This window comes from Aerococcaceae bacterium DSM 111021 (genome assembly GCA_020112395.1).
Classification (GTDB): domain Bacteria; phylum Bacillota; class Bacilli; order Lactobacillales; family Aerococcaceae; genus Ruoffia.
Window position 1 is genome coordinate 539,376 of sequence record JACCEK010000001.1, and the last position, 15,843, is coordinate 555,218.

The following is a 15,843-nucleotide window of genomic DNA, read 5'->3' on the forward strand; positions in this document are numbered from 1 at the left end:
TTATTATCTATATTAGTGTAACATAGTCATAATTATTATTATAAAAAAGAACCGTAAGTAGTATTACAAACGGTTCCTTGTATATCTTACATTAAATTAATTCAATGTATTTTTCGATTAACTCTTCATACTCGCCGCTTTCAACCATTTCTTCAATAACTCCATCAATAACTTCTAATAAGTCTTCATTATCTTTGTTGATAATAACTGATTGACCCGTTTGAGCCTCTTCATCAACGAACGGGAATGATTCCAGAAGAACTAATTTGTCCTCATTTTGTTTTATAAATTGAGCAGCAGCTACCTCATCAAGTAACACAGCATCGATACGATTTGTTAATAATGATTGGATTAAATCGTTATTTTTGCCTAATGAAGTTAAATCAGCATCTGGAAATTCACTCGAAATAATCCCTTCTTGAATTGATGCTTTTTGTGCTCCTAGACGTTTCTCACCAAAAGCCGAAGCATCTTGAAACTGATCTACATCTTCAGCACGAACGACAAAATAATCTGTTGTTTCATAATAAGGTGTTGAAAAATCAACTTGATTTGCACGGTCCTCAGTATAACCCATTCCAGCAATTAGAATATCAACGCGGTTTGTCATTAATGAAGGGATTAAACCATCAAAGCCCATATTTTCAATGACTAATTCAACGCCCAACTCATCAGCAATTTCTTGAGCTAAGTCGATATCAGCTCCAATAATTTCTTCTTTACCATCTTCAATGGAAACCCATTCGAATGGTGGGTAATCAGCTGACGTTCCAACGACCAATTGCCCTTTTTCTTTAATACTTTCGAGTGTAGTTTGAGCATTCACATTTGTTAATGGGAATACGATTGATGCTGCAAGCAACATTATTGTTAAATATTTAATTAATTTTTTCATAGTTATACCTCCTAGTATCGTCGAACGATATACTTTTTACTATTCTGCTGCTGCTTCTGATGATTCAGCATTTAATTCAGTATTTTTAGTAACAATCTCTTCCATTTGTCCAGATTCTTTTACATCTGCAATCACTTTATTAATGACTTCCATTAATTCAGTGTTATCTTTGGCTGTTACTATTGCGAATCCTTCGCTTTCTTCTTCAACTTGGATATCTTCCATTAATACAATTGCATCGCTGTTTAAGTTAACAAACTCTTCTACTACGATTCCATCCATTAATACTGCATCTACACGCTTCGCTTTAATTGCTTCAATTAAATCACCATTTTTGTTCATTGATACTAACTCAGCATCCGGTAATAATTCTTTTAATAAATTTTCTTGAATTGTTCCTTTTTGAACTCCAATTTTTAGATTGGCGAAGTCTTCTAATGATTCGAAATCTCCTTCTTGTCCGATTGGAACGACAAATTTACTATTTGTCTCATAGTAAACTTCTGAGAAATCAACTTGTTCAGCACGTTCTTCTGAATAAGTTACCCCTGCTAGTACAACATCAACACGACCAGAACTTACTGATGGGATTAATCCATCAAACGATGTATCTTCGATGACAAGTTCTACACCAATCTCGTCGGCAATTAATTGAGCTAAATCTGCATCAATCCCCACAATTTGTGCTTCACCACCATCTAAGATTACCCATTCGAATGGAGGGAAATCCGCACTCGTTCCCATAACTAATTCACCAGATTCCTGAATATCAGCTAATGTTTTTTGTGCTTGAACTGGACTCATAGAAGCAAATAAACTCAATACCATTACGAATGTTAGAAATACTTTTACCATTTTTTTCATTTTAATTTCTCCTTTTATATATAATTCACTTTGCAATTTGACTGTTAAAAACTAAATTCTGAATACAAAAGTATACAAAAAAACCGTCCCTAGTTCTTTCGAACATAGAGACGGGTTTGAGACCGCGGTACCACTCTAGTTAATAACTCTAGATAATCTAGAGTCATTCCCTCTAATTGTTAACGCTCAGATAGCGAAGCAAGCTACTTATTCACTTGCCTGTCTCATAAGTGCGGTTCAACAATCATCCAACGGCAAGCTTCCACTCTGTCTTACCTCGCTTTGATGTTTTAATTGTCTACTCTCTTAATCTCAGACTTAATTTATTAACTTGAACCGATTTTAGCAATTCTTTTAAGATAAGTCAATACTTTTTCGCCATTTCATTAAAAATATATTCATAATATTGTTTTTTCTATCATCGTTTTCTAATTTACTAGAAAATGATGTAGTCTTCATATCCTAACCAATTCAATAAACTTCGTGTTGGGAAATAAAGAATAATTGCCATAACAACATTGAATATTAATGTTGGGCTCAATCTAGATACTAAAAAGCTTGTCATAGACATCATCGATGTCCCTATTTCGTTATAAAAGACATAGACTAAGACATCGAGTATCACAACACCTACAATAAATAACATTGCATGAAATAGCATTTTTTTTGGGAAATATACTTTAACTTTAGTTATTAAATATGCAATGATGAAATAAAGCGTAGCATAAACACCTAATACGGTCGTATTATATGAATCATAAAATAATCCGAATATAAAACTGTACATCAAAATATTACTTTCACGGAAATAAAAGGCAAAGGTCACAACATAATACAATGTAATGTGAGAAACAATAACCTGCCCGTGCCCTAAAAAGGCTGAAGGGAATATTGCTGGTAGAGCAGCATCAATAATTGTTGTTAGAAATAAAACTAAAGGTATAGTCCATTTTAATCTTTGCCAACGATTGATTCTCATCTACTCACTCTGCCCTTCGCCGATGATTACTGTTACAAAACGAATATCAGTCATTTCTCCAGCAGGCTCAATTTCTACTACTTGAAATAGTCCGTAATCATCCATATAAGATTCAGCAACTTCTCCAATTAATAATGTTGCAGGAGTGATTCCACCTAAACCAGATGTAATAACCATATCACCTTGTGCAACTTCTGCAGCTGGATCGACTTGTGTCATCTTATAATTTCCAGTTCGAGGATCATAAGAGCTCAAAATACCATTCGCTGATGAATCACCTTGTGTTTGAATTCGAGCCGAGACCATACTTTCGGATTGTTGTTGTGTTGTTAATAACATTACTTTTGAACTAGTTGGGTTAACTTCAACAATACGTCCAATTAAACCATTACCAGCCATGACAGACATGTCTTTTCTGATTCCCTCATTCGAACCAACATTGATCGTTAATGTTTCCATCCATTGGTCTGGGTTTCTAGAGATAACAGTTGCATTTACACGAGTAAAATCACTTAATGTTTCTGATAAGTTTAATTCTTGACGCATTTTTTCGTTTTCAGTCTCCAAATCAGCAATTCTTACTTGTAACTCGTCAATCTCACTGATTTTAGATTTTAAACTTTGATTTTCCTCAAATGTATTTATTAACTCATCGACTGAGTTCACAAAATTTACGACAATATTTACAGGGGCAGAGAATACTCTACCTACCCATGCGCCGGTTTCATTGACTGCACTACTGACAACATTAGTAGTTCCATTATTCAGTGAAAAGAATACCAATGAAATTACGGCAATACTAGAGATAAGCAATCCGATTAATTTCTTATTATTTAACATTCATTCCTCTTCCTTACCTAAAAAACTCTAGCGTGAACGACGCTCGTGTTCTTTACCTTGTTTATTTAATTCTTTTAGCATCTTTCCTGCACCAATTGCAACACTATCCAACGGTATCTTAGATAAGTGTACTGGAATACCAATCTCATCATACAATCTTTCTGGTAGACGCTTCAATAATGCGCCACCACCTGACAAGACAATACCAGATTCCATAATATCAGCGGACAGTTCAGGCTTTGTAACTTCTAGGACTTGTTTAATTGAAGTTACAATCATTGAAATGACTTCATCTAATGCTTCAGAAATCACTTTTGCATAGATGATACGTTCATCAGGCACACCCGTTGCGATATTACGACCTTTGACTACCATCTTATCATTTTTATCATATTCAGTAAATTTAGCATTACCAATTTCGATCTTTAATGCTTCAGCTTCACCATATCCGATTGCTAATTGATAATTTTCTCGCACATATGCTTGAATCGCTTCATTCATTCGATTCCCACCAGCACGCGATGTAATATCATCAACCACTTCTCCATATGAGATAGTCGCGACATCAGTCGTACCACCACCAATATCCACCACCATCTTACCGCGTGGCTCTGATATAGATAAGTCAGCTCCTAACGCTGCTGCAAATGGTTCTTCAATAATCATCGCTCTTGAAATACCTAAGTCTTTGATTGCGTCAATCATTGCACGTCTTTCAACTTTAGATATATTACTAGGCACACAGATAACAACTTCTGGCCGCGAAAAAGATCGATGAACTGCTTGTTTAATATAATGAGATAACATTTGTTTTGTTAACTCAAAGTTTGCAATCACACCGTCACGCATCGGACGAATAATTTCATATTTGTCAGAGGTTCTTCCAACTAATTGTTCAGCCTCTTTTCCAAAAGCAACAATCTCACCTGTCGCAATTTGCTTAGCAACTATGGAAGGTTCCCTAAGTGCAATACCTTTTTTCTCAATATAAATGATGGTATTAGCGGTTCCCAGGTCAATGCCGAGTCTTTGTTTATTCCAAAACATTGCATTCCCTCCTTTTGACAAGAATATAACATACCAAAACATTATAGCAAATCCATTGGTCAAAAAGCTACCAATCTTCACACTCTTAATAAAATTATATAAGTTATTTTTGAATTGTAAACAAAATATCAATGAATAACAATAACTTCTTTTACGTTCCTACATTTTACATGGAAAAGTGATCACGATGTGTAAAAAAAGAGCCTTCACACATTTTGGTATCAAGACGACAGCCAAAATGATTTTCTGGAGACATTCAACTATGTTTACCGAACCATTCTCACTAAAATAAGTGTAATAGAATTGTCAGTTTTTCACATCTTATCAATTGCAAACAAAAAGCACACTTATCTGTTAAATACGTGTGCTAATAAAACTATTTAAAAATCGCTTTTATTTCTAAGTAATCTTCAATGCCGTAGTGGCCTTTTTCACGGCCAACTCCTGATTGTTTGTACCCACCAAACGGAGCAGCATTACTTACTTTCGCTCCATTAATTATAACATTCCCTGTCCTAAGTTGACGAGCTACTTCTAACGCTTCCTCAGCTGGACCAACGACTGCTCCACCTAAACCATATTCTGAGTCGTTCGCAATTCGAATCGCTTCTTCTACATCTTTATATGTAATGACAACAAGAACTGGGCCAAATATTTCTTCTTGAGCGATTGTCATATCATTTGAGACATTGACAAAAACGGTTGGTTCAACAAAGTAACCTTTACGGTCAATTGCATTCCCACCAATTAATATTTCAGCACCTTCTTGTTTTCCTTTTTCAATATATTCTAAAACTGTTTCTTTTTGCCCCTTAGATACAAGTGGGCCTACAACAGTCTCTTTATCGTTTGGATCGCCTACTTTTGCACTCTTTACATACTCAATTAGGGCTGATTTTACTTCTTCAAGTTCAACTTCGGGAACTAGTAAGCGAGTTAGTGCTGAACACGATTGGCCAGTATTATTCGCAACGGTATCCATCGATGTTTTAACAGCTGTTTGTAAATCACCACCTTTTAAGTATACTAAGGCTGATTTACCTCCTAATTCTAGGACGAGCTTCTTGATTCCGTGCTTCGCTTTGTCAAATAGACTACTACCAACATCAGTCGATCCAGTAAATGAAATTAAGCCCACATCTTTATGTCCTGCTAAGTAATCACCCATATCACTACCGCTTCCGGTAATTAAGTTAAATACACCTTTTGGTAAGCCAACATCATCAATAATCTCGGCCAATAACATTGCTGTAATTGGCGTATCCGAAGCTGGTTTTACAACAACTGTGTTACCTGCGAGAAGCGCTGGAGTCAGTTTACGTTGAATTTGATTCAATGGATAGTTCCAAGGCGTGATGGCGGCTACGACACCTACACCTTCTTTAACTATTGTCGCATTCTCTATCTCTTCAGTGAATTCAAAATGATCTAATGACGCTACAGATGCTTCAAGTTCTTCTGCTGAGCGAATAACTTGCGAGTATTCACTAAAACTACGCGCAGATCCTAATTCAGCAATAACAGAATCAGTTATCTCTTCCGCTCGATCACGAATACCTTTGCCTATTTTTAGTACATACTCCGCTCGCTCTTTTGGTGTTAAGGCGTTCCAAGAAGGAAATGCATCTTTTGCTGCAGATACCGCCTTATTTGCATCTTCTTGATTCCCTATTGGAACTTGTGCGATTACCTCCTCTGTTGTGGGGTTTATAACATCTTTTTTCTCTGAACTCTGGCTATCGGTCCAAGCACCATTAATATACATTTTATACGTTTTCAATTTACTTTCTCCTTTCGCCATTCACTTCACACCATGTCACTATATTGTGCAAATTTAAATGAATACCACTATAAATATAATGACTATTTATTTTCGCTTTATATAAACTAGTTTATCATCGTAACCACTTACATTCAATTTATATGCATGCAAAAAAAGCTCAAGACTCGTTGTCTTGAGCTTAACTCTCTAAAGAGTTTTAACTTGCTTGTTGTTAACGAAAATTAGATTTTGTTAACATTTGCTGCTTGTGGTCCACGAGCTCCATCTTCAATATCAAAAGTCACTTCTTGACCTTCTTCTAAAGATTTGAATCCATCACCTTGGATTGCTGAGAAATGTACGAATACGTCTGCATCTCCGTCGCGTTCGATGAAACCGAACCCTTTACCAGCGTCAAACCATTTTACTTTTCCTTCTGCCATTTTCATAGCCTCCTCTTCGTGCCTAGCACATGTATTATATTCTTGCTGATGGTACGAATCGAATTTTTAAAATCTTTCTTACCTCTGACAAAAACATATGTTAATATTATCACAATGTGAAAAAAATGCAATATTTTTACATTTTATATTAAAATTTAATCAAATAAATTTGTGCTTTCATGTAAACTTAAGTACTCTCCCTGTCCAATAATTAAATGATCCAATACGTCAATCCCCATCAGTTCTCCGCAAGCAATCATACGCTTTGTAAAATGTAAATCAGCCGGACTCGGCTTAGTATCTCCACTAGGATGATTATGAGCGATGATAATCCGAGCAGTCGGATACTTTACTGCTTCTTTGAAAATTTCTCGAGGATGCGCGACTGCACTATTAACTGATCCGACAAAGATAGTTCGCTTCTTAATAATTTCATTTTTTGTGTTTAAGAACAAAACGACAAGATGTTCTTGATGCAAATCAGACATTTCTTGCATGAGCCATTCACCAGCAGATCGCGTTGATACAATGTGACCGTATTTTGGAATAGCACTGGTCGCGATGCGGTACCCTAATTCAATCGCAGCTTTGAGTTCAATGGCTTTAACTGGTCCTACTCCTTTTACTTGTTGAAAGGCTTCGATACTCGAATGTTTTAGTTCGTTTAGATTTTCAAAATGATTAATAAAACTCATCGCTAATTTTAGTACGTTCTCATCTTTTGTACCAGTTCGAAATAGTATTGCTAGTAATTCATGGTCTGACAGTGCCTTTTCACCGTATGCTAATAGTCTCTCTCTAGGTTGAACATCTTTAGGAACTTCACGTATAAATGAATTTATAATTTTCAAAAAAAATACCTCCTTTTCGTATATATATAGATACACGAAAAAGAGGCGATTCCATTATTTTATTTTCACTTTATTCAAAATTAATTGTCTTACATCTGATACGAAATATAAAGAACCCGTTATTAACAAGATATTATTACTCGATCTACCTTCATTTTGAGTATAATCTAAGATAAAATCTTTCCAATCATAAACCATCTCAAAAGATGTGTTATTCATTCTGTCAGCCAACTCAGAAAAATGATCAATGGACATTGATTTACGATGATCAAACTGAGTTAAATAAAGTGCTTCTGCATTAAATGATTGTAATATTGGTAACTGATCATCTTGATTCTTTGTTGATAGTCCTGCATACAAAATTGTAATTGATTTGTCATAAAAATATTCATCAACTAAACGTTTTAATGCTGTCAATCCGTGAGCGTTATGAGCCCCATCAATATAAATAATTGGGAAGTTCGATACTTTCTCCATACGAGCCATCCACTTTGTATACTTCAAAGCCGTATAAGCATTCTCGAAATCAACTGCTTCACCTTGCATTGACATCCAAGCAAGAAATGCTCTAAGAGCAATTGTCGCATTATCTATCTGATAATGTCCAAGCATGGTAATTTGCCAATTTTTGACTAACTTCTGCCCATCTATTTTAATCCAAAAATCAAATGAAGAGCCATTTTCTTTCAAGTTAGTGACGTTTTCGAAACCATAATTCACATCAAATTGTAGATGTGTGCCATCCATACGCTCTACCCGGTCACTTACAACACTTAGAGGGGATGAAAGAATCGGTCCTGTTACTACAGTTGTTCCATTCTTAATAATGCCTGACTTTTCAGTTGCCACAGCTTCTACTGTATCTCCTAATAAGTCTTCATGATCCAGGCCGATTGTAGTCAAAATAGCTAAGTCAGCATCAAAAACATTGGTGCAATCATTCTCGCCACCAATTCCTACTTCAATTAAACAAACATCTGGTTGATTTTCATGGAAATACAATGCCATCATGACCGTATAGAGTTCAAAAAAGACTAATCGTCCATACTCCGTTGTTTCCATATATTCATTCAATTCAACCATCTGTTCTGTAATTCGAATTAAATCCTCATCACTAATATTACGACCGTTATAACTAATTCTTTCGTTAAAACGCATAATGTGAGGCGAAGTAAACGTACCTACAGCTAATCCTTGGCTTAGCAATAATTCTTTAAGAAAAGTTGTAGTAGACCCCTTCCCATTTGTTCCAGTTATATGAATAACTGGAAGTCCAAGTTGTGGATTATCAAAATATGCCATTGCTGTACGTATTTTGTTGATTCCTATTCTTTGTTTTGAATTAGTTTGTGCATCAAGCCAAGCGACTGCTTGGTCAACAGTAGTTAATTTCATTTTATCATCAAGACTCCTCGTTAATATAATTCGAATATTAACTCCCCTTAAAATGATTGCTCTTGTTCAATTTTTTGTGAATGACTACCCTCTGGGTTCATTTAGTAATTACAATTCATTCATTACTACATATATTGTCCAATACCCAATTGTTACTTTTTGGAGAATACTCGTGTTGCGTTCTTTTATAAAGCGTTTAATTCTTCAATTCTTTCAGTAACTGCAGCTAATTGCTTGTTATAATCAGCTTCCTTTTCGCGTTCTTCTTTAACAACTGCTTCAGGCGCTTTTTTAATAAAGTTTTCGTTACCTAATTTTTTAACTAAACGTTCAACTTCTTTTTCTAATTTAGCTTTTTCTTGCTCTAATCGTTTAATTTCATCTTCGATTTTAATTAATCCTTCTAACGGCATTAAGATTTGAGCAAATGCCAATGTTTGTGTTACAACTTCGCTTGGCGTAGTTACCTCGCTACCAATCTCTAATTTTTCTGGATTACAGAACCTGTGAATGTAAGCAATATTCTCTTCTAAAACTTTACGAGTTGAATCGTCACTTACTTTAATATATAAATCAACAGCTTTAGAAAGAGGCGTATTCATTTCATTACGAATTTGACGAACTGAACGAATAATCTCAATCAGTTTAGTCATCGCTTCTTCACTATCTTTATCCATGAACTTATCTTGAACAACTGGATAGCTTGAAACTACAATTGATTCGTCTGCTGGAGCTATTTGTTGCCAAATCTCTTCCGTTACGAATGGCATAATTGGATGTAATAAGCGTAAGAATTGGTCTAATACATAGATTAAAATACTCTTAGTTGTTGTATTATCAGTACTCTCATCTTGTAAGTTTTCTTTCGTCATCTCAATATACCAGTCACAGTAATCATCCCAGATAAAGTGGTATAATACTCTTCCAGCTTCACCAAAATCAAATTTATCGAATAAACGTGTCACTGTCTCAGTCACTGTCTGTAAACGAGATAAGATCCAATGGTCTGCAAGTGTCATGTCATCCCCAATGGTAATTTCATCAATAGTCATGTCACCAACGTTCATTAATACATAACGGCTCGCATTCCAAATCTTATTAATGAAATTCCATGCCGCAGATACTTTTTCAGGAATATAACGAACATCTTGACCAGGTGCTGATCCATTAGCTAAGAACCAACGTAATGCATCTACTCCATGTTCTTCAATAACGTCCATTGGATCAATTCCGTTACCTAGGGACTTACTCATCTTAAGTCCGTCAGAATCACGTATTAATCCATGCATCAAAACATTTTTAAATGGCTTTTCTCCAGTAAACTCCAATGATTGGAAAATCATTCGGCTAACCCAAAATGGTAGTATATCGTAACCAGTTACTAAGGTATTTGTAGGGAAATATCTAGCTAGATCTGGTGTTTCTTCCGGCCAACCCATAGTAGAAAATGGCCATAATGCAGAAGAGAACCATGTATCTAACACATCTGGATCACGTTCCCAATTGGACTCATCCTCGGGCGCTTCCTCACCAACATATACTTCACCGGTTTCTTTATGGTGCCAAGCAGGAATTTGATGTCCCCACCACAATTGACGCGAAATAACCCAATCATGTACATTTTCCATCCAAGTGATGAATGTTGAATTAAATCTTTCTGGGAAGAATTCTACCGCTGTTTCTGAGCTTTGTTTATCAATCGCTTGTTTAGCTAACGGCTCCATCTTAACGAACCATTGAGTTGATAGGTAAGGTTCTACTACCGCTCCACTACGCTCAGAGTGTCCAACACTATGTACGATTTCTTCGATTTTAACTAAGTAACCTTGTTCTTCTAAATCTTTAACCACTGCTTTACGTGCTTCAAAACGGTCCATTCCGTCGTACTTACCACCATTTTTGTTAATTGATCCATCTTTATGCATCACGTTTAAACGTGGTAAGTCATGACGATTACCCACTTCAAAGTCATTAGGATCATGAGCGGGTGTTATCTTTACAACCCCTGTTCCAAATTCACGTTCAACATACTCATCGGCAACAACTGGAATTTCTCGGTCCATAAGTGGTAACATAACTGTTTTACCAATTAAGTGTTGATAACGGTCATCTTCAGGGTGAACTGCAATCGCCGTATCACCTAACATTGTTTCTGGTCGTGTTGTTGCAATTTCTACTCTTTCATCTGATCCTACTACTGGATATTCCACGTGGTAAAATGCACCTTGAACGTCTTTATGAATAACTTCGATATCAGATAACGCTGTTTGGGCAACTGGGTCCCAGTTAATAATATATTCACCACGATAAATTAAATCTTTTTCGTATAATTTAACGAATACTTTATTTACAGCTTTGTTTAAACCTTCATCTAAAGTAAAACGCTCACGAGAATAGTCTACGGAAACGCCCATTTTGGCCCATTGTTCACGAATATGAGAAGCATACTCCTCTTTCCATTCCCACGTTTTCTCTAAGAATTTCTCACGACCTAAGTCATGTCTTGATACACCTTGTTCACGTAATCTTTCCTCAACTTTTGCTTGAGTAGCGATTCCGGCATGGTCCATCCCTGGTAACCATAATGTATCGAATCCTTGCATACGTTTTTGACGTATGATCATATCTTGTAACGTTACATCCCATGCATGTCCCAAATGGAGTTTACCTGTGACATTTGGTGGTGGTATAACGATTGAATATGGTTCCGCATTAGGATCTTCACTTGGTTTAAATACACCTTTTTCTAGCCATTGTTCATATTTACCCGCTTCAACTTCTTGCGGTTGATACTTTGTAGATAATTCTTTCTTGCTCATTATCTCAGTCCTTTCTTTGTATGAATGCCTATTTATGCACTTTATTTCGACGGTACTTTATGATTTTTTTCAATAAAAAAGGCCCTATGTTAAACATAGGACGATGTTATCGTGGTACCACCTAATTTAATGATTGCTCATTCTCTTTGTTATTATCGAAGTGACATCTCCGTAAAGCACTCAGGAAATCCATCGCACTTTATTGCTCCAAGCTACCTTCATCAACAGTAGGAACTTTCACCATTCGTTCCCTCTCTTTAGTGTTTGTTGATTACTCTTCTCTTCATCGCAAAGTATTAAAATATAGTAACAGTGTATCAAATCTAGTGTCATTCTACAAGTAGACGATGACTTCATTTTCGCTAGTTTTAAGTTAATATTGTTCGGTTATTCATTCACGCTTAATTATAAATCCGATGTCGTTCTCAAACATTATCTAACTCTAATTGATTAAAAACGTTTGATAATGTGTCTTCAAACGTTAGCACTCCTTGGTGGTTTGCTTGTATCAACGTTTTATTGATTACGACCAAATTATCACCACTAAAGTAATTGACTAAACCAGCTGCTGGATATACAACAAGGGATGTTCCCCCGATAATCAACATATCAGCTTTCTGGATAGCTTTAACCGCACTATTAAGTACATCTTCATCTAAGCCTTCTTGATATAAAACTACATTCGGTCGAACAATACCGCTATCATATGGACATCTTGGAATCCCATTAGAATCTCTTTCAAGTTCTTCAACAGTAAAATGCTCATGGCAATTTAAGCAATAATTATCACGCACTGTACCATGTAATTCATGAACTTTAGTACTCCCAGCATCTTGATGAAGACCGTCAATATTTTGTGTAATGACATTCACTTCTTTACCAACAGATTCAAGATCAGCAATAAATTGGTGCGTAGAATTTGGTTTTGCATCAGGATATATGAGTTTATCAAAATAAAATTCAAAAAATACTTTTGGATGTTGTTCAAAAAAAGAGCGAGAAATAATTTCTTCAGGCGAATACTGGTAGCCTGTATCTTGGACAAAAATCCCTTCAGCTGAACGGAAATCAGGTATGCCACTTTCTGTTGATACACCTGCTCCCCCAAAGAAGACGATGCGTTGCGATTCATTAATTTGTTGTTGTAACTTTTGAATGTTTTTCATGACAGCCTCCTTATAAGCCTTCTTGCTGTATACTATTAAAACACTCCACTTTTTATGCAATCAGCTTTGCTGAAAAGTAGAGTGTTAATTTAGTAACGTTCATAATTTTTAAATAACTCTTCTAAATCTGTAATTTCTTTCTGGAGCCTTTCTCCAACCGTTGTTTCTTTAACTTTAGTACGATTTTCTACTCGATCGACTAAACGTTTTACAGAAACAATATCCTTTTTATTCATGACCGCATCATCAATAGAGTCAAAAGGTTGATGCGCTACTAACTGCATTCCCCAACTATTAGATAGTAACGTATAACCCGCAATCCCAGTTTGAGAATGGTAAGCTTTAGAAAAACCTCCATCAATCACAATCAATCTTCCATTACCTTTAATTGGACTCTCACCATCTTTAGCTTTTACTGGTGTATGGCCATTAATGATGTGTGCTGTCTCATCAAGGCCAAACTCATGTAGAATATCCAAACAATTTATTTCATTATTTCTTAATTGATAATAGGCATTTTTAGGTTCTTTATGTGTTTCTTTATTTTCAATATAGTAACGCTCAAAAGTTTTCATTGCACCTTTTCCAAATAATGAAGATGAATCTCCACACCATAAATACCACATTAAATCTGTCGAAAAATCACCCGTTTTATTTCTATCGCTGAACCCTTTGAAAACATGTGTTTCAAAAAAGTCTAAGAGTTCCTTGCCCGCATAAGATTTATTATCAATTCGTAAGGATTTGAAATCTCCATTTTCATGCATTGGAATGCCACCATGAATAAGTAAATTATTATTGTAAACTAAATACATTCCACCGTTGTCCAATAAGAAGTTAATGTGTCGTCTTAACTTTTCACTACCTTGAAAAGAGTCTTTCAACTTTTCAAGTAACACTTCTTCCTCTTCAGTGAGCTCATTTGGGTTATCCCAAGTGACTGTTGGTGCATGAAAATTAGTCAATGAATAATCCTTCCCATCAATTCTGATTGTTTCTTCCTCAGGGTTAATCGCACTTAGCATATCACGATTTTTCATCTTAAAATCAGGGCGTCGATTGTATAACTGCCCTTCTAATTTGAGTTGTAAAATACTTGTCGCTTGCTGGATAATATTTAATATGGTGTGTTCTAAGTCAGATATTTCGCTCTCATCATTAATTTTTGGTTTGAATTTATCGATAGGCTCATAGTATTTATCCGCGTACTCAATGAGGGGTCTAAGGTTAATTCCATATGACTCTTCAATAATATCTAAATTATTGTAACGCGCAGATATTCGAACAACATTCATAATTGAAACGAGTGACCCTGCCATCGAGGCCATCCAAATAATGTCATGATTTCCCCATTGAATATCAATACTAGGTACAGCCATTAATCGATCGATAATCTTATCCGGTGCAGGCCCTCTATCGAAAATATCACCTACGACATGGAGATGATCAACAACTAAATGCTGAATCGTAATACAAAGTGAGCGAATTAATTGTTTTGCTTGCCCTAATTCAATAACTTTATTAATAATTGTATTATAATAATCTCTCTTATTAGAATCAGGATTTGCTTCGAAAAGTAGCTCTTCAATTATATAGCGATACTGAGTGTCTAAAGACTTTCTCACTTTTGAACGGGTGTATTTTGAGCTTGAAAATAGTGTTACTTCTAATAGTAAATGAATTTGTTTTTGATACCATTCAGTTATTTCTTTGTCATTCAGTCGATTTTCTTCCATTGTTATCTTGCCAGTAGGGTAATATATCAATACACTTAAATCATCTATATCAACATCATTACGGCCTGCAAAACAGTTAGATACTTTCTCTTTAATACTTCCTGAACCATTACGCATAACGTGATTGAACGCTACATACTCACCGTGTAAGTCACTCACAAAGTGTTCAGTTCCTTTAGGTAATTGCATAATAGCATCCAAATTAATAATTTCTGTTAAAACACTTTCTTTAGTTGGGAATTTCTCCTTTAAAAGTGCATAATACTTATTATTCATCCAAAATCACCCCTCTTATATATAATAGTACATTTTTAGTGAAAAGGCCTCATTTTTGCAATAAAAAATATTTATTATTTGGTATCATTCTTATTTTACTTTATATTATAAGTTTTTCAGTACAAAATTGAATAATATTTATGTTCATACAAAAAAGCACTTTAGTGGTTAACTAAAGTGCTAATCTATTAAATTTTGTTTATAATTTATCCGCAGCAGCTAAAGCAGAATCATAATCTGGCTCATCTGCTACTTCACTGACGATTTCTTTATATTGAACGACTCCATCTTTATCGACAACGAATACAGCACGAGTTGTGCGAGTGTTTCCGCCTAAATCAATATCTAAGCCATAGGCTTTACCAAACTCTCCATCAGCGTCAGTAAAAGTATCAACTTCTAAGTCGTTCTCTTTGTTCCACTCATTGAACTCATCAACAGTATTACGACCAAGAGTAATATATTTATAGCCTTTATCTGCTGTTTTTTCAGCAAAGTTCTTAGTTTGCAATTCACATGTACGAGTTAATACATCCGGTACGACACTTAAAATCGTTACATTACCACTAATAATATTAGCTAATTCTACTTTTTCGCCTTTGCTATTAGTAACTGTTGCGTTAGGTGCTTTCTCACCAACTGAGGGTTGAGTACCTTGAACTTCGATTGGATCGCCTTTAAATGTTACTTGCATGATATAACTCCCTTTCATATTTCAATTCTAAAGTTATTATATCGTTTACGGATCAAAGTTTCAAAGAATCTGATTA

General features: G+C 35.3%; 13 protein-coding genes and 2 other annotated features. All 13 genes read right to left on the reverse strand.

The window, feature by feature from the left end:
• Positions 1-91 precede the first annotated feature (91 nt).
• Complete coding sequence (locus HYQ40_02530) at positions 92-895, reverse strand: transporter substrate-binding domain-containing protein (GenBank protein ID MBZ6526636.1); 804 nt, start codon at positions 893-895, stop codon at positions 92-94.
• Between the two features lie 39 nt (positions 896-934).
• On the reverse strand, positions 935-1,759 hold the full coding sequence (locus HYQ40_02535) for a transporter substrate-binding domain-containing protein (GenBank protein MBZ6526637.1): 825 nt from the start codon (positions 1,757-1,759) through the stop codon (positions 935-937).
• A gap of 103 nt (positions 1,760-1,862) precedes the next feature.
• Positions 1,863-2,082 (reverse strand) — a binding site (T-box leader).
• Positions 2,083-2,195: 113 nt separating this feature from the next.
• Positions 2,196-2,738: a rod shape-determining protein MreD gene (gene mreD / locus HYQ40_02540; GenBank protein MBZ6526638.1), complete on the reverse strand. Its 543-nt coding sequence runs from the start codon at positions 2,736-2,738 to the stop codon at positions 2,196-2,198.
• A complete protein-coding gene (gene mreC, locus HYQ40_02545) occupies positions 2,739-3,578 on the reverse strand; it encodes a rod shape-determining protein MreC (protein MBZ6526639.1) in 840 nt (279 codons plus the stop codon).
• Between the two features lie 27 nt (positions 3,579-3,605).
• Positions 3,606-4,625 (reverse strand): rod shape-determining protein, encoded by a 1,020-nt coding sequence (locus HYQ40_02550; GenBank protein ID MBZ6526640.1) that lies wholly within the window; start codon positions 4,623-4,625, stop codon positions 3,606-3,608.
• Positions 4,626-5,001: 376 nt separating this feature from the next.
• On the reverse strand, positions 5,002-6,405 hold the full coding sequence (locus HYQ40_02555) for an aldehyde dehydrogenase family protein (protein MBZ6526641.1): 1,404 nt from the start codon (positions 6,403-6,405) through the stop codon (positions 5,002-5,004).
• Positions 6,406-6,629: 224 nt separating this feature from the next.
• On the reverse strand, positions 6,630-6,830 hold the full coding sequence (locus HYQ40_02560; protein MBZ6526642.1) for a cold shock domain-containing protein: 201 nt from the start codon (positions 6,828-6,830) through the stop codon (positions 6,630-6,632).
• Positions 6,831-6,985: 155 nt separating this feature from the next.
• Positions 6,986-7,681, reverse strand: coding sequence for a DNA repair protein RadC (radC, locus tag HYQ40_02565; GenBank protein ID MBZ6526643.1), 696 nt, complete (start codon positions 7,679-7,681; stop codon positions 6,986-6,988).
• Positions 7,682-7,735: 54 nt separating this feature from the next.
• Positions 7,736-9,076 (reverse strand): bifunctional folylpolyglutamate synthase/dihydrofolate synthase, encoded by a 1,341-nt coding sequence (locus HYQ40_02570; GenBank protein ID MBZ6526644.1) that lies wholly within the window; start codon positions 9,074-9,076, stop codon positions 7,736-7,738.
• A gap of 185 nt (positions 9,077-9,261) precedes the next feature.
• Complete coding sequence (locus HYQ40_02575; protein MBZ6526645.1) at positions 9,262-11,895, reverse strand: valine--tRNA ligase; 2,634 nt, start codon at positions 11,893-11,895, stop codon at positions 9,262-9,264.
• A 93-nt stretch (positions 11,896-11,988) separates the two neighbouring features.
• Positions 11,989-12,191: a binding site (T-box leader), on the reverse strand.
• Between the two features lie 129 nt (positions 12,192-12,320).
• A complete protein-coding gene (locus HYQ40_02580) occupies positions 12,321-13,061 on the reverse strand; it encodes an NAD-dependent protein deacylase (protein MBZ6526646.1) in 741 nt (246 codons plus the stop codon).
• Positions 13,062-13,150: 89 nt separating this feature from the next.
• Positions 13,151-15,073 (reverse strand): fructose-1,6-bisphosphatase, encoded by a 1,923-nt coding sequence (locus HYQ40_02585; protein ID MBZ6526647.1) that lies wholly within the window; start codon positions 15,071-15,073, stop codon positions 13,151-13,153.
• Positions 15,074-15,272: 199 nt separating this feature from the next.
• Positions 15,273-15,767: a redoxin domain-containing protein gene (locus HYQ40_02590; GenBank protein ID MBZ6526648.1), complete on the reverse strand. Its 495-nt coding sequence runs from the start codon at positions 15,765-15,767 to the stop codon at positions 15,273-15,275.
• Positions 15,768-15,843: the final 76 nt, after the last annotated feature.

Coding starts and splice junctions, on each gene's coding strand:
- HYQ40_02530 (MBZ6526636.1), bottom strand. CDS start 895: ATGAAAAAATTAATTAAATATTTAACAATAATGTTGCTTGCAGCATCA.
- HYQ40_02535 (MBZ6526637.1), bottom strand. CDS start 1,759: ATGAAAAAAATGGTAAAAGTATTTCTAACATTCGTAATGGTATTGAGT.
- mreD (MBZ6526638.1), bottom strand. CDS start 2,738: ATGAGAATCAATCGTTGGCAAAGATTAAAATGGACTATACCTTTAGTT.
- mreC (MBZ6526639.1), bottom strand. CDS start 3,578: ATGTTAAATAATAAGAAATTAATCGGATTGCTTATCTCTAGTATTGCC.
- HYQ40_02550 (MBZ6526640.1), bottom strand. CDS start 4,625: ATGTTTTGGAATAAACAAAGACTCGGCATTGACCTGGGAACCGCTAAT.
- HYQ40_02560 (MBZ6526642.1), bottom strand. CDS start 6,830: ATGGCAGAAGGAAAAGTAAAATGGTTTGACGCTGGTAAAGGGTTCGGT.
- HYQ40_02570 (MBZ6526644.1), bottom strand. CDS start 9,076: ATGAAATTAACTACTGTTGACCAAGCAGTCGCTTGGCTTGATGCACAA.
- HYQ40_02575 (MBZ6526645.1), bottom strand. CDS start 11,895: ATGAGCAAGAAAGAATTATCTACAAAGTATCAACCGCAAGAAGTTGAA.
- HYQ40_02580 (MBZ6526646.1), bottom strand. CDS start 13,061: ATGAAAAACATTCAAAAGTTACAACAACAAATTAATGAATCGCAACGC.
- HYQ40_02585 (MBZ6526647.1), bottom strand. CDS start 15,073: ATGAATAATAAGTATTATGCACTTTTAAAGGAGAAATTCCCAACTAAA.
- HYQ40_02590 (MBZ6526648.1), bottom strand. CDS start 15,767: ATGCAAGTAACATTTAAAGGCGATCCAATCGAAGTTCAAGGTACTCAA.